8 protein-coding genes are annotated in these 14,025 nt (G+C 58.7%); 3 read left to right on the forward strand and 5 right to left on the reverse strand.

Going from position 1 to position 14,025, the window contains the following annotated elements:
- The 3 genes from ACY692_RS04940 (at position 1) to fdhF (ending at position 6,195) form a co-directional block, all read left to right on the forward strand.
- On the forward strand, positions 1-1,176 hold the full coding sequence (locus ACY692_RS04940; RefSeq protein WP_462324233.1) for a murein transglycosylase domain-containing protein: 1,176 nt from the start codon (positions 1-3) through the stop codon (positions 1,174-1,176).
- A gap of 257 nt (positions 1,177-1,433) precedes the next feature.
- On the forward strand, positions 1,434-3,428 hold the full coding sequence (locus tag ACY692_RS04945) for an FAD-dependent oxidoreductase (protein WP_462324234.1): 1,995 nt from the start codon (positions 1,434-1,436) through the stop codon (positions 3,426-3,428).
- On the forward strand, positions 3,421-6,195 hold the full coding sequence (gene fdhF, locus ACY692_RS04950) for a formate dehydrogenase subunit alpha (protein ID WP_462324235.1): 2,775 nt from the start codon (positions 3,421-3,423) through the stop codon (positions 6,193-6,195). Before ACY692_RS04945 ends, fdhF begins: the two co-directional genes overlap by 8 nt.
- 64 nt (positions 6,196-6,259) lie before the next feature.
- Here fdhF and ACY692_RS04955 read toward each other — a convergent pair whose 3' ends face one another.
- The 5 genes from ACY692_RS04955 to ACY692_RS04975 all read right to left on the reverse strand — a co-directional run bounded on the left by ACY692_RS04955 (position 6,260) and on the right by ACY692_RS04975 (position 14,017).
- Positions 6,260-6,865, reverse strand: coding sequence for a PAS domain S-box protein (locus tag ACY692_RS04955; RefSeq protein ID WP_462324236.1), 606 nt, complete (start codon positions 6,863-6,865; stop codon positions 6,260-6,262).
- Positions 6,866-6,951: 86 nt separating this feature from the next.
- Positions 6,952-8,235 (reverse strand): tyrosine--tRNA ligase, encoded by a 1,284-nt coding sequence (gene tyrS / locus ACY692_RS04960; RefSeq protein WP_462324237.1) that lies wholly within the window; start codon positions 8,233-8,235, stop codon positions 6,952-6,954.
- A 372-nt stretch (positions 8,236-8,607) separates the two neighbouring features.
- A complete protein-coding gene (locus ACY692_RS04965) occupies positions 8,608-10,992 on the reverse strand; it encodes an FAD-dependent oxidoreductase (protein ID WP_462324238.1) in 2,385 nt (794 codons plus the stop codon).
- A gap of 359 nt (positions 10,993-11,351) precedes the next feature.
- On the reverse strand, positions 11,352-12,986 hold the full coding sequence (locus ACY692_RS04970; RefSeq protein ID WP_462324239.1) for a glutamate synthase-related protein: 1,635 nt from the start codon (positions 12,984-12,986) through the stop codon (positions 11,352-11,354).
- Positions 12,950-14,017, reverse strand: a complete 1,068-nt coding sequence (locus tag ACY692_RS04975; RefSeq protein ID WP_462324241.1) for a class II glutamine amidotransferase domain-containing protein — start codon at positions 14,015-14,017, stop codon at positions 12,950-12,952. The genes ACY692_RS04970 and ACY692_RS04975 overlap by 37 nt, the downstream gene beginning before the upstream one ends.
- Between the last annotated feature and the right edge of the window lie 8 nt (positions 14,018-14,025).

Below are 14,025 nucleotides of genomic sequence, written 5' to 3' on the forward strand. Positions count from 1 at the left end.
ATGCAACGAATCCTTATCCACATCCTCATCTTTTTGTATCTTTTGTCTATTTCCTCATGCTCCACCCGAGAGATCCTTTCCGTGACCACTGCGACTGTTTCCGGGGATGTCACTGCGGTCGGAAGACTGGCCGTGCGCAAGGGCGTCTATTATGTCTCCCATCCACAGGTAGTGGCTGCCCGGTTGAAGGAATTCGCCGACATGCTCGACCGGTTCCGCAAGGCGGTCACGCCGGAGTGGGGGGAGGAGGAGACCAGAGAGCCGACGGCCAAGACCTATGTGAAGTACACCCAGAATTATATGGCTCGGGCACGGGTGGATTTCGACAAGGGGACCGTTACCGTGGAAACCCTGGATAAAAAGCAGCCCGCCTCGAGTCTGCACGAGGCCCTTGTCACCGTATTGCTCACTCCGAGTGATCCACGGGGTGTGGATCTGTACTCGGACAAATCCGTGGTCCTCGGCGAGAGCCCGTTTCTGTACGGGGAGGTCCTGGACCGGGACGGTAAGCCTGTTCGCTGGGAATGGCGGGCCAACCGGTTTGCCGATGTTCTTGTCCGCGAGGAGATGGAATCACGGAAGATCACCGCCGATGGGCACAGGAAAACCATCCATTATGTGACCATCCCCATGGTCAAGGACCATCTTCTGGTCCGTGCCCGCAAGTTCAAACCCCATGTTCTGGAGTGTGCCGGAAAATACAATGTCAGCCCCAACCTGATGTATGCGATCATGAAGACGGAGAGCGATTTCAACCCGTTCGCGGTCAGCCATGTTCCGGCCTACGGATTGATGCAGATCGTTCCGGCAACGGCCGGCCAGGATGTGTCCGGGTTCCTCGACGACAACCAGGGGGTTCCCTCCCGGGATTTTTTGTTTGAGCCCGGGAACAACATCCGGTACGGGGCAGCCTACCTGCATATCCTCAATTACAAATACCTGGCAAAGATCACCGACCCTGTCTCCCGGGAATATTGCGTCATCGCGGCGTACAACGGAGGGGCCGGTTCCGTGCTCAGAACCTTTTCCAAAAATCGGGACAGGGCGCCGGCCAAGATCAACCGCATGCATCCGGGCGAGGTCTACAAGACCCTGGTGGCCGATCTCCCGGCCCTGGAGACCCGGAGATATGTGCAGAAGGTTGTTTCGGCCAAGAAGGAATTTGTGAAGTTGTAGGGACGGTTTTAGGATTGAAAGGAGACGGGAGGCAGGAGGCGGTGTCCGCCCGGAACCAAAACGGATTGTACCGGGATCATCCGGAGACAGGCCGCTGTCGAATCCTAAAAATCAGTTGTCTTTCCTGTTTCCCGCCTCCCGTCTTCTTTTTTCCTTCCTAACCACCTAGAACATAAAACCACTGTTTACATCTTTTCTGCGTACTGCGCACTTCAAATGTACTTTCTCCAAAACGATAATGAGTGAAGTGAGATACAATGAATCCTGTTAGGTCGCGTACCCTGTTCGGCTACTGGAACGGTACCCGGTATGGCGGTGAGAATATGGAATCGTTGCCTGCCGAGACCCAGAGCATTCTTCTCGAACTCTGTGAGATGAGCAGGGGGGTGCCCGGGAGGAAGATGAATTGTCTTGCCGGGTGGAAGGGTTTTTTCTTGATCGGTCCGAATGCCGATCCTGTGGATATGGCCCGGGCCTATGCCTGCAGGATTCAGGAGACATCCTGCGGCAAGTGTCTGCCATGCCGGACCGGGACGCGGATCATTGCCGATCTGCTGACCAGGATCTGCGACGGGTACGGCCGGGAACAGGATCTCACTGCCATCGAGCGGATGATCGATGTGGTGCGGGCCGGTTCCATGTGCGAGGTGGGGCATCAATCCATTGTCACGGTCAGGGAATTGATCAGCGAATTCCGGGACCGATTTCTGGACGCGGTGGTCAATCCGGTCCGCAGAGACCGCGGGAAGTATGACTTCAAGGTCACGGCCCCGTGTATCGAGGCCTGTCCCGTGCATCTGGATGTTCCCAGATACATCGAATTCATCCGTTCGGCTCGCTATGCCCAGGCTCTGGCCGTGATTCGCGAACATAATCCCCTGCCTGCTGTGTGCGGCCGGGTATGTGTGCGGTTCTGCGAACAGGCCTGTCGGCGGGGCATCTCGGACAATCCCGTGGACATCAAGCACCTCAAGCAATTTGTCTCCGATGTGGAACTCGAGGCGGCCGTACGTCCGGGGCCTGTTCCATGCGATGTTTCGCCGCGGGCCGGTCATGTGGCCATCGTGGGCAGTGGTCCCGCCGGGATCATGGCCGCCTATGTCCTGCTCCAGCGCGGGTACGGGGTCACCCTGTTCGAATCCATGGAGGAACCCGGCGGCATGGCGGCCCTGGGGATTCCCGACTACAGACTGCCGCGTGCGATTCTTCGCGAGGAAATCAGGGGCGTCGAAAATATGGGGGCCACCATCCGGTACTCGACCGCTTTGGGCAGGGATGTCGGCCTGCAGGAACTGCATGACACATTCGACGCCGTCTTCCTGGGTATTGGCACCCAGAACGGTCGTCCCATGGGTATTCCCGGGGAAGAGGAGCATCCCTCGGGCTACATCCTCGGCGTGGAATTCCTGCGTCTGATCAACCTGGGAAGACCTATACGCCGGGGCAGAAAGGCCCTTGTGGTGGGGGGCGGCAACGTGGCCATGGACTGCTCCCGCTCGGCCCTGCGTCTCGGGTTCGACGGGGTTCATCTGGTCTACAGGCGGGATCGGTCCGCCATGCCCGCGGACAAGGTGGAGATCCACGAGGCCGAGGAAGAAGGGGTGAACTACCATTTCCAGGTCAATCCGGTGCGTATCCTCTGCGATCATGACGGGGTGAAGGGTGTGGAGTGCGTGCGTATGCAGCCGGGAAAACCCGACCACAAGGGCAGGCGCAGACCCGAGCCCGTTTCCGGTTCGGAATTCGTCATCCCATGCGATATGGTCATCCCGGCCATCGGGCAGAGCATGGACATGTCCTGGATGGAGGAAGCGTGTGCCCTTAAGACCACGCCGTGGAAGACCATCCAGGTCGATCCCCTGACCATGGCAACCAGTGTTCCCGGCATTTTTGCCGGTGGTGACTGTACCTCGGGACCGGCCACCCTGGTCGAGGCCCTGGCTGCCGGAGAACGGGCCGCACGCGCCATGGATCAGCATATCAGAGGGGTCCCCCATGCCATGGAATGGGACGAACAACTCAGGTATTTCTACAACCTCCTGGCCAGGCTGGACCAGGACGTCGTCGATCGGCCGGCCCGGGGATTCGACAGGATGAAGATGCGTGAGCGCAAGGTGTGTGAACGGATCAGGGATTTTGACCAGGTTGAAGAGGCCATTCCCCCTGAAGACGCCCTGCTCGAGGCGGACCGATGTCTGCGCTGTTACAGGATCGTGATGATCGGCAGGGAAGAGGAGCGTGCTCATGAATAGCAGACAGACGAAGACAAAGGATATCTCCATCACCCTGAATACCATCCCCTGCGAGGGACTCCGCGGCCAGACCATCCTCGAAGTCGCCCGGGCAAACGGCATCCACATCCCGACCCTGTGCTACCACGAACGGCTCAAGCCTATCGGGTCGTGCCGGTTGTGCATCGTGGAGGTGGAGGGGAGCGATTCCCCCGTTGCCGCATGCACCACCCCGGCCAGGTCCGGTATGGTCGTCCGGACCCATACCCCGAAGCTGGAAAAACTCCGCCGGGACACCCTGCTTCTGCTGCTCATGGACCACCGTCTGGAGTGCGATACCTGCGAACTGGACGGGGACTGTCGTGTTCAGGATCTGGCCCGGTGTTACGGGATCACCCAGGCAGAGATCGACCAGATGGGCTTTTGTCCGGTCCCCAAAGGGCCTGTTACCTATGGGGCAACGCCCCTTATCACCTACCATCCGGACCGGTGCATTTTGTGCGGCCGGTGCGTCAAGGCCTGTGAGGAGATCTGCGAGCAGGGGGTGCTCTCCTTTGTGGGCCGCGGAGCCGGGGTTACCATCGGGCCGATCACGCAGGACAAGGGATTTGGAATCGAATGTCTGTCATGCGGAGAGTGCATGGCCGTGTGTCCGGTCAATGGGCTGACCGAGACCCATGTTCTCGACGAGATTCCGGCCGGGGCACGGGTGAAAAAGGTCAGAACCGTGTGTCCCTATTGCGGCTGCGGGTGTGAAATGGATCTCCGGGTGTACAATGATCGTGTCCAGGGTGCCTCGTCCTGCCGGGGCGGGGTCAATGACGGCTCCCTGTGCACCAAGGGGCGGTTCGGTCTGGATTTTATCCATGCTCGGGAACGGCTCACCACGCCCCTTATCCGGGAAAACGGATCTTTTCGTGAGGCTTCCTGGGATGAGGCTCTGGACCTGACGGCTCGGCGATTTCACGAGATCATGCGCGATCATGGCCCAGATTCTCTGGCAGGTCTCAGCTCGGCCCGGTGCACCAACGAGGAAAACTATCTGTTCCAGAAATTCTTCCGCACGGTTCTCGGGACCAACAATGTGGACCATTGCGCCAGGCTCTGACACGCCCCCACCGTGGCCGGTCTGGCCGCGGCACTGGGAAGCGGAGCCATGACCAATTCCATGGCGGAACTGGAAGAGACCGATTGCATTCTGGTGGCCGGGAGCAACACGACCACCACCCATCCCCTGATCGCGGCCAAGATCCGCAGGGCCGTGGAACGCAAGGGGGCCAGACTCATTGTCATTGATCCCAGAAAGGTCGAGCTGGTCCGTTCCGCCCATGTCTGGCTACGTCCCCGGCCGGGTACGGACGTGGCATGGATCAACGGGATGCTCCATTTCATTTTCAAGGAGGGGTTGTGGGACCGGTCTTTTGTCGGAAAACATTGCGAAGGATTGGATGAACTCCGAGATGTCGTTGCCGGCTACACCCCGCACCGTGTGGAACGAATGACCGGTATCCCGGCCGATGACCTCGTCAAGGCAGCCCTTGCGTATGTCCGGTCTCCCAGGGCCATGATCCTGTACACCATGGGCATCACCCAGCACGAACGCGGCACGGACAACGTCAAGAGCCTGGCCAATCTCTGCCTGACCTGCGGCCAGATCGGCCGGCCCGGAACCGGGATCAACCCCTTGCGAGGGCAGAACAATGTCCAAGGGGCCTGTGATATGGGAGCGCTGCCGGGTGTTCTGCCGGGGTATGTGCCTGTGGGTTCGGGCATGGCCACCGCAAGGTTTGGTGATGTCTGGGGAATGCAAACATCATTGCTCGACCGTCCCGGATTGCCGGCAACCAAGATGTTTGGTGCAGCCCGTTCGGGTGACGTCAAGGCCATGTACATCATGGGAGAAAATCCGGTCCTGAGCGAGGCCGACGTTGATCATGTGGTCCAAGGGATCGGTAATCTCGATTTTCTCGTGGTTCAGGATATCTTTCTCACGGAGACGGCCAGCCATGCCCATGTTGTTTTGCCGGGTGTGAGCTTTGCCGAGAAGAACGGGACGTTCACCAATACGGAACGCAGGGTGCAGCGGGTGCGCCGGGCTGTCAGCCCCAGAAACGGATTCCGGGCCGAGTGGAAGATCATTGCCGAGCTGGCCGGGAGAGTCCTGCGTCTCAAGGGCAATCCGGACGCGCTTGGAGCCTGGAATCATGATTCTGCCTGGGAGGTCTTCGAGGAAATCCGGCGGGTCGTGCCGACCTATGCGGGGATCAGCTACGGGCGTCTGGAAGAGGAGGGCGGTCTGCAATGGCCGTGTCCGGATGTTGAGCATCCGGGGACCCGGTTCCTGTATGCCAGAGGATTTCCCAGAGGCAGGGCGAACATGTTCGGCATCGAGTACAACGAGCCCGGCGAGGTGCCCGATGCGGAGTATCCTTTTTATCTGACAACCGGGAGATCGAGATATCATTATCATACCGGGACCATGACCCGGCGTTCACAGGGGCTCGATCAGATGGCCAGGGAAGAGCGGGTAGAGATCCATCCGGATGACGGGGCAAGGTTGGGGCTGGTGGATGGAGATGTGGTCAGAATCGTGTCGCGTCGGGGAGAGGTCACGGCCAGATGCGTGTTGACGGATCGTTCGGCCCCGGGACAGGTCTTTGCGACCTTCCATTTCAGGGAGGTGCCCATCAACCGGTTGACCGGCGATATCACGGATGCGGATTCCGGGATTCCGGCGTTCAAGGAATGTGCGGTGCGGATTGAAAGGATTGGTGAAGAGGAGACGTAGAGGCACGTGGGGCTGCCCCTGCGGAACGTGTATGTTACAAAATGTACATTGGTGTTTTTGGGGATCAATCCTTGTTGTCGTCCTGGTTGCCGAGGTTGAGGCCGGGATACAGTTTCTCGGCGCATTCCGGACAGATGCCGTGGCTGAATTCGGCATCGGAATGGTCGGAAATATATTCTTCGAGCTGTTTCCAGGCCCCCTGGTCGTCGCGGATATTTTTGCAGGACGCGCAGATGGGAATGATCCCTTGGAGCTGTTTGATCTCCTTGAGGGCCTTTTCCAGCTTTTCGATCAGTTCTTCTCGTTCCCTTTCTTTTTTGTTCCGTTCCGTGATGTCATAGACAATGGAGTAGAGGAGTTTTTCTCCCCTGACCGTGATGGGGCCGCTGAACACCTCGACATCTCTGACCTCCCCGCTCGCCAGCATGTGCGGAAAAAGGAAATGGTTCCTGGCCTCCTGCTTGGCCCGTTGCATTTCTTCCCTGACCTGATCCGGGCTGAGTATGTTGATATCCATGATGGACAATCCGGTCAGTTCCTCCCAGGTATACCCGTAATACCGGCATGCCTGGAGATTGGCGTCCATGATCCTCCCCGTTTCGGGGTGGATGATGAGCATGACCGAGTGGCTGTTCTGGAAGAGGCTGGTGTAGATGTCCTGGTTTGTCATTGTCGTGGGCTGGATGATGTTGATTTGGAAAGAGGAGCGATGCCGGGGCGGAAGGTTCCCGGCATCTTCCGTGAATTATTGGAAAACTATCCGGTTATCTCGATTTTGTGAAATCTTTTTTTGCCGGCCTTGAGGAGCAGGCAGCCTGCTTCGATATCCGCACTGGTAACAGACTGGTCGAAGCTGGTGACCTTGTTCCCGTTGATGCTCGCTCCGCCCTGCTTGATCAGCCGTTTGGCCCCGCCGCCGGATGCGCAGAGTCCGGTCGTCTGAAAGAGCTTGAACGCGGGGATCCCTGGTTCGAGTTCTTCGGCAGTCATGGTTGAAGAGGGCACCGACGCCTCGGTCTTCATGGCCTTGCGGGGAACCGTGCTCGACGGCAGCAGGGAGGCGGGAATCTCTTTGGCCCCGAACATGGATGCGGCCGCGGCCTGGGCCTTGTCCGCCTCTTCTTGGCCGTGGGCCAGTTTGGTGGCCTCGTAGGCCAGGATGGTCTTGGCCCGGTTGATGGCTGCGTCCTCGATGGATTCCACCTCCCGGATCTCTTCCAGAGGGAGCAGGGTGAACAGCTTCATGAACCTGGCCACGTCCGCATCCTGGGTGTTCACCCAGAACTGGAAGTATTCGTAAGGGGAGGTCTTTTTCGGATCGAGCCAGACCGCGCCCCGGGCCGTCTTGCCCATCTTGGACCCGTCGCTCTTGGTGATCAGGGGGAAGGTCATGCCGAACACGGATTCCTGGCGCATCTTGCGGGTCAGTTCGATCCCGGCAACAATGTTGCCCCACTGATCGGAACCACCCATTTGCAACCGGCATGTGTGGGTGTCAAAGAGGTTGAGGAAATCGTAGGACTGAAGGAGCATGTAGTTGAATTCTATGAAGTTGAGCCCTTCCTCAGAATTGAGACGCTGCTTATAGCTCTCGAATTTGATCATCCGGTTGACGCTGAAGTGGCGGCCGATTTCGCGTAGAAAGGGGATATATTCCAGCTTGGCCAGCCAGTCGGCGTTATTGGCCAGGACGGCCTTGTCCTCGGAGAAGTCCAGAAAATTGGACAGCTGTTTCTTGATCCCGGCCACGTTCTGCGCGATGGTTTCATAGGTCATCATCTGCCTGAGTTCGGTCCGTCCGCTGGGATCGCCGATCCGGGCCGTTCCCCCGCCCACCAGAGCGATGGGCCGGTGGCCATGACGCTGCATATGGGTCAGGGACATGATGGGGATGAGATGCCCTACATGGAGGCTCGATGCCGTGGGATCAAACCCCACATAGCAGGTGGCATTGCCGGTTTCGACGTAGTCGGCAAGTTCCTTGTCGTGGGTCTTGTTCTCGATGAATCCCCGTTTTTCAAGTTCTTCAAGCACGTTCATCTGGTCGCTCTCCTTGGTAATAAAAAAGGCCGTGCTTTCGTCACGGCCTTTTGAGATATGTATGACCGCAACGAGGTGGTGTGCGGCCTTATGGTTCAGGTCAGCATACCCCCGACATCATGTTCATACAATAATAATAGTATGGGTAGAAAATGCCGGAGATGTGCATGTTCAATTGTGTGGTTGAGATTTGATCAATAAAATCATGCCCTGCATAGGCGGTGGGTGGTTACATGTCAAGGAGAGGACGGATTAAGGGCGGTTTTAGGCGTAGGTGTTAGGTTGTAGGTTCTTTCCCGTCTCCCTTCTCCCGTTTCCCGTCCCCCGTCCTAACCACCTAAAACTTAAAACTTAAAACCTAAAACCGTAGTTCTACCCCATCGGCGTATTGGGAACCAGATTCCATATCCCGCACGGACAGGCATCCGCGCAGAAACCGCATCCGATGCACCGGTTGGGATCGGAAACCATTTCGAATCCCCCGTTTTCCAGAGCATTCCTGGAAATGGCCGTTCTGGGACAGATGGCCTCGCACAGGCCGCAATCCCTGCACGATCCGCAGGATGAGCACTCTTCGGCGCAGCGGTCCAGGGATTCGAAGTCCGTCACTCTGGGGTTGAAGTATTCCAGGGTCATGCGGGAATAGTCGATCATTTCCGACTGTTCCCCGTCTTGCTGGATGTACTCGAGGCGTGTGGCCGTGTGTTCCAGCATGGTTGCGGGATCGCCTTCGGGCCGCTTCCCCGTGAGCATGGAGTCGATAGTGATGGCCGCCTGCCTGCCCGCGCCGATGGCGTCGGTGATGAGACCGGGTTTCACGATGTCACCGATGGCGAACACCTTGGGATCGGTGGTCTGGAAGACGTCGTTCACCGTGATCCAGCCCCGCTGTGTGGCAACGGTCTTGGGCAGGAAGGAGAGTTCGGGCTGGTCGCCGATGGATACGATGACCATGTCAGCGGGCACCAGCTCGCCTGTGGTCAGGACGACGCCTTTGTCGGTGATCTCCTTGGTGAAGCAGGGGAATTTGAACGTGGCTCCGAATTTTTCAGCTTCTTCACGTTCCTTGCCGAAGGAGGCGGGTTCCTGGATGTCGATGAGGGTGATGTCCCTGCAGCCCAGACGTCCCGCCTCGGTGGCCACGTCACAGCCCACGTTGCCCGCGCCGATGATGACCATCTGCTTGCCGGGTTGGATGGTTCCGGCCTTGGCCTTTTTCAGGAAATCAAGTGCCGTGGTCAGATGTTCCTTGCCCGGGATGGGCAGGGTTCTCGGGGAGGATGCTCCCGAGGCCACGACCACGAAATCGGAGTCGGCCTGGAGCTCGGCGAATTTTTCAGCGTTCATGTCCTCTTTGAGCTGGATGTGCTCGATGACTTCCCGGACCCGGGCGAGCTCTGCCTCCATGACCTCCGTGGGGATGCGTGATTCCGGAATGGCCGAGGTGATCTTGCCGCCAAGGGTCGTGTCCCGGTCGAACACGGTCACGTTGTGCCCGGCCAGGCGTAGCTGCCATGCCACGGATATTCCGGCCGGGCCGCCGCCGATGACCGCGATCCTCTTGTCCGTGCGGGAGGGAAGTTCGGGCATCCTGGCCTCGATGGACTTCTGACCAAGGACATGGACGTCAATGGGGGACATGCGCTGGATCTGCCGGGTGCAGTTCTGCATGCACAGATTGGGACAGAGATATCCGCAGACTGTGGCCGGGAAGGGGGTGTACCTGAGGGCCATGTCGATGGCCTGTTCGGGTTTGTTCTCCCTGATGAGCTGCCACCGTTTCTGGACCGGGATGCCCGTGGGACAGCTCGCCTGACAAGGAGCCATGTACTTGTGATTTTCCCATACCGGAATGAATCGGCGTAAACTGTCAGTGGTGATGAGCGGAATGGGTGAACGGTCGAGGTCGGTCAGATCGCCCACAAGACCGCCACGGCCCAGTTCCTGGTCCCAGACTCTGCTGTGGAATTCGGCCATGGACCGCCTGCGTTTCCGGACCTTTTCCGAAGGCATCCTGGCCTCGATGATCTGCCACTCGTCCCGGTTTGTCAGTTTCTCGATGATCCCGGGCTGCTCGATCCTGTCGGCAAAGATTTTGATGTTGGCCGACAGCCAGTCCCAGTTTGCGTCATCCATGGGCACGAGCTTGGCATCGGCCTCGCTGAATCCCTGGTTGGGGCCGCGGAAATAGATCTTCCCGCCGACCATGCCCACGCACGGGCGATACCCCAGAATATTGTCCGGGGTCTGTCCGTCGATACCGCAGACGACTGCGATGCCCCCGGCCATGAATTCCGCGAAATAGTCACCGGCCGACCCCTTGATCCACAGTTCGGGCGGATCGAACCGGGGGTTGCGCTTGGTCATGGTCATGCCCCGGGCACCAATGGACCCGGCGACAAAAATCTTACCCTGGGCCATGCCGTTGGCCGCCCCGTTGGAGGCGTTGCCCCGGACCGTGATCTCGGCCCCGGCGTTCAGCCAGCCGATATCGTCCGAGGCCGGTCCGTGGATATCGATGAAGGTTCCTGGAAAGCCCATGGACCCGGTCCGCTGACCGGAAGAACCGGTAATGGTGATGTGCACGGGCTCCTGCTCGCTCACGGGAAGTCTCCCCCCGATGCCGTGCTGTCCCAGGGCCTCGATTTCGAGAATCCGGGCGCCCGTGTTCACGGCGTTCTGGATCTGTTCCTCCATGATGCGGGATTCGATGCGCTCGCCGTTTTGCAGGCCTGATATGTGTATTGTTTTTGTCATGGTAGGGGCTCGTTGATGTATAATTTGTTAAGTTCGCGGTGGAGGTGTGATGGTTTTAGGTGTTAGGCGTTAGGTTTTAGGTAACGGCGAAGGACGGGAAGACAGCAGGCTGGAGACAGCAGGCAGGAGAAGGGAGACGGGAGACGGGAGGCGGTGTTCGCCCGAAACCAGAACAAATTGTACCGGGATCATCCGGAGACAGGGGTGTCGAATCCTAAAAAACAGCTGTCTTTCCTGTCAGCTCCGCATAAGGTCTGCTGAGGCTCGCAAACTCGCTAAGCATTCACTTTTCCCTTCTTCCGCCTCCCGTCTCCTTCTTCCTTCCTAACCACCTAACACCTAAAACCTAACACCGTCGTTTAAACCACGTATTTGATGTCCAGCCGATCCGCCGCGGGCTTGTCGTTGATGCCCAGACCGTCGGACATGCCGATGGGCAGGGAGGTGGACCGGCCCAGCGGGGCGATGATCTTTCTGAGTTCCGTATCGAAACTCAGATAGGTTTCCACGACCCGTTCGGCCACCTTTTCCGGGTCCAGACGTCGGTAGATCCGCGGATCCTGGGAGGTGATCCCCTTGGGGCAGACCCCGGTATTGCACACGTTGCACCGGTCGGACTCCGAACCCAGACAGCCGGCCGCGGCCTGCATGATGTATTTGCCGATCTGGATGCCGCTGGCCCCGAGCATGATCAATGCCGCGGCATTGGCGGCCAGGTTGCCGTTTTTACCGATTCCACCTCCGGCAAAGATGGGGATCTCGTTCTGTTTGCCGAGTTTTGCCAGGTTCAGGTAGGCGTCGCGGATGTTCGAGGCGATGGGGTGGCCCATATGGTTCATGGACACGTTGTAGGCCGCACCGGTTCCCCCGTCTTCCCCGTCAATAGCCAGGCCGCTGGCATACGGGTTGCGGGTCAGATTGTTCAAAACGGCCATGGACGTGGAAGAGGCCGAGATCTTGGGATAGACCGGGACCCTGAACCCCCAGGCCATGCTCATGGACTGGATCATCTTGGCCACGGACTCCTCGATGGAATACTGGGTCTGATGGGTGGGCGGACTGGGCAGGCTGACCCCGGTGGGTACCCCGCGGATGGCTGCGATGAGTTTGTTCACCTTGTGCCACATGAGCAGCCCGCCGTCACCGGGCTTGGCGCCCTGACCGTACTTGATCTCGATGGCGCAGGGGTCTTCCTTCATGTGCGGGATGGCATGGATGATCTCGTCCCAGCCGAAATAGCCGCTGGCGACCTGTAGGATGACGTACTTGAGGAACCGGGAACGCAGAAGTCTGGGCGGGCATCCACCCTCACCCGTGCAGATGCGTACGGGTATGCCCATCTCCTCGTTCAGGTAGGCCACGCCCATCTGCAGCCCTTCCCACATGTTCGGGGACAGGGCACCAAAGGACATGCCGCCGATGACCAGGGGATAGATCTCCCTGACAGGCGGGGTCCAGCCCTGTTCCTGGAAGGTTTTCAGACCTTCCTCGGGCGGTAGGACGCGGCCGAGCAGGGTGCGCAGGTTGAATTCGTGCCGTCCCGCGTCCAGGGCCGGGTCAGTGAGCATGGAGATGCGGATGAACTTGATCCGGTCCAGCACGGAATCGTTGTCGTTGCGTCTGCCGCCCCGGGTCATGGGCTTGCCCCCGGCGTTTTTGTGAAAACTGAGTTTTTCTTTTTCATCATTGCGCATGGGCATGATCGCCCCGTTGGGACAGACCATGGAACACATGCCGCACCCGATGCACGAAAAGGCCGGATCGGTTTTTTGCCGGATCCCGTAATAGATGGAATATTCGTTCCTGGGCGGGGTCAGAAGCCCCATGGGGGTCTTGACCTTTCTCTTGCGGAATACCCCGAGCTCGATGGCCTTGACCGGACAGACCGTGGTACACTGGCCGCACAAGGTGCACTTGGACTTGTTCCAGTCGATCTGCCAGGGAAGGTCCTTGGGGCTTAGTGTTGAAGGTGTAATGGGTCTGTTTGGCGACATATGCGGATCTCCTGGCGGGTTGGGGGTACGATGACGGTATCGAGATGCATGGGCTGGATGTCCTTGGAAACGTCCCGGTCAGGGAGCACGGCGTCGAGTCCGCAGACCTCCGAGGAAAAGGCGTAGATGCCGGGCTTGCCGCCCACGACACCCGGGCGGAGCTTCTTGCTGTCCTGGACCATGAACAGGGATTTGTCGGGCAGACACCCGATGATGCAGTTGGGGCCGTCGATGATCAGCTTGCGGCAGGTTTCCTTGAGCTGCTTGAGGAACGGGCCATCGGGATGGTTGCTGATGTCACTGTCCTTGAGGGGAGTGATGATGTGCTTGTAACTGCCGATGTCCAGGCCGAGGCGTTTGAGGGTGAAATGGAGGATATGGGTGAACACCTCGGAGTCGGATTGGTAGCCTTCATAGCCGAGGATGTTCCTCGATTCCAGAAATTCCCGGATGGGCACGAACGCGGTATTCTCCCCGTTGGTCATGGTGCAGATGCCCTGGATGAAAAAGGGATGGCAGGCGTACAGGTTGATGGCGTAGTTGGTGTTTTGCCTGCCCTGGGCCATGATCACCCGTGCGTAGAACTCTTTGCGGTCGAGTTGCAGATATCTGCCGATGGCCATGGGATCGCCGAGTTCCTTGATCATGATCGTGTCCGGCCAGAAGCTGAACACCGTCATGTCGTTGTTTTCTTCACCCATGCGCCGCAGTTCGAGCCGGATGCGGACCATCTCCTCTTCCTGCTTTTCCTGTGAGAGATGCTTCCAGGCCTCGGGTTTTTCATAGGCCCTGGCAAGATAGACATCCCGGGTGGGAGTCCCCAAAGGGGGATCTTCGGAAAGCCGGGTGGAGGTCTTGTATTTGGTCATGAAATCGTGATCCATCATGAACTGGTCGAGCCGTCTGATGCCTGCGGTGGTGAAGATGCCGGAAAGCACAGGGCAGTCCTTGAGATTCTCGAAGGGACCGCTCAGACCGCTCAGAAAAAGGCCGACGCCTGACCCGTCATGGCCTTCGCGCATGACGTCCAGGGCCTTGA

The organism is Desulfoplanes sp., assembly GCF_054921335.1.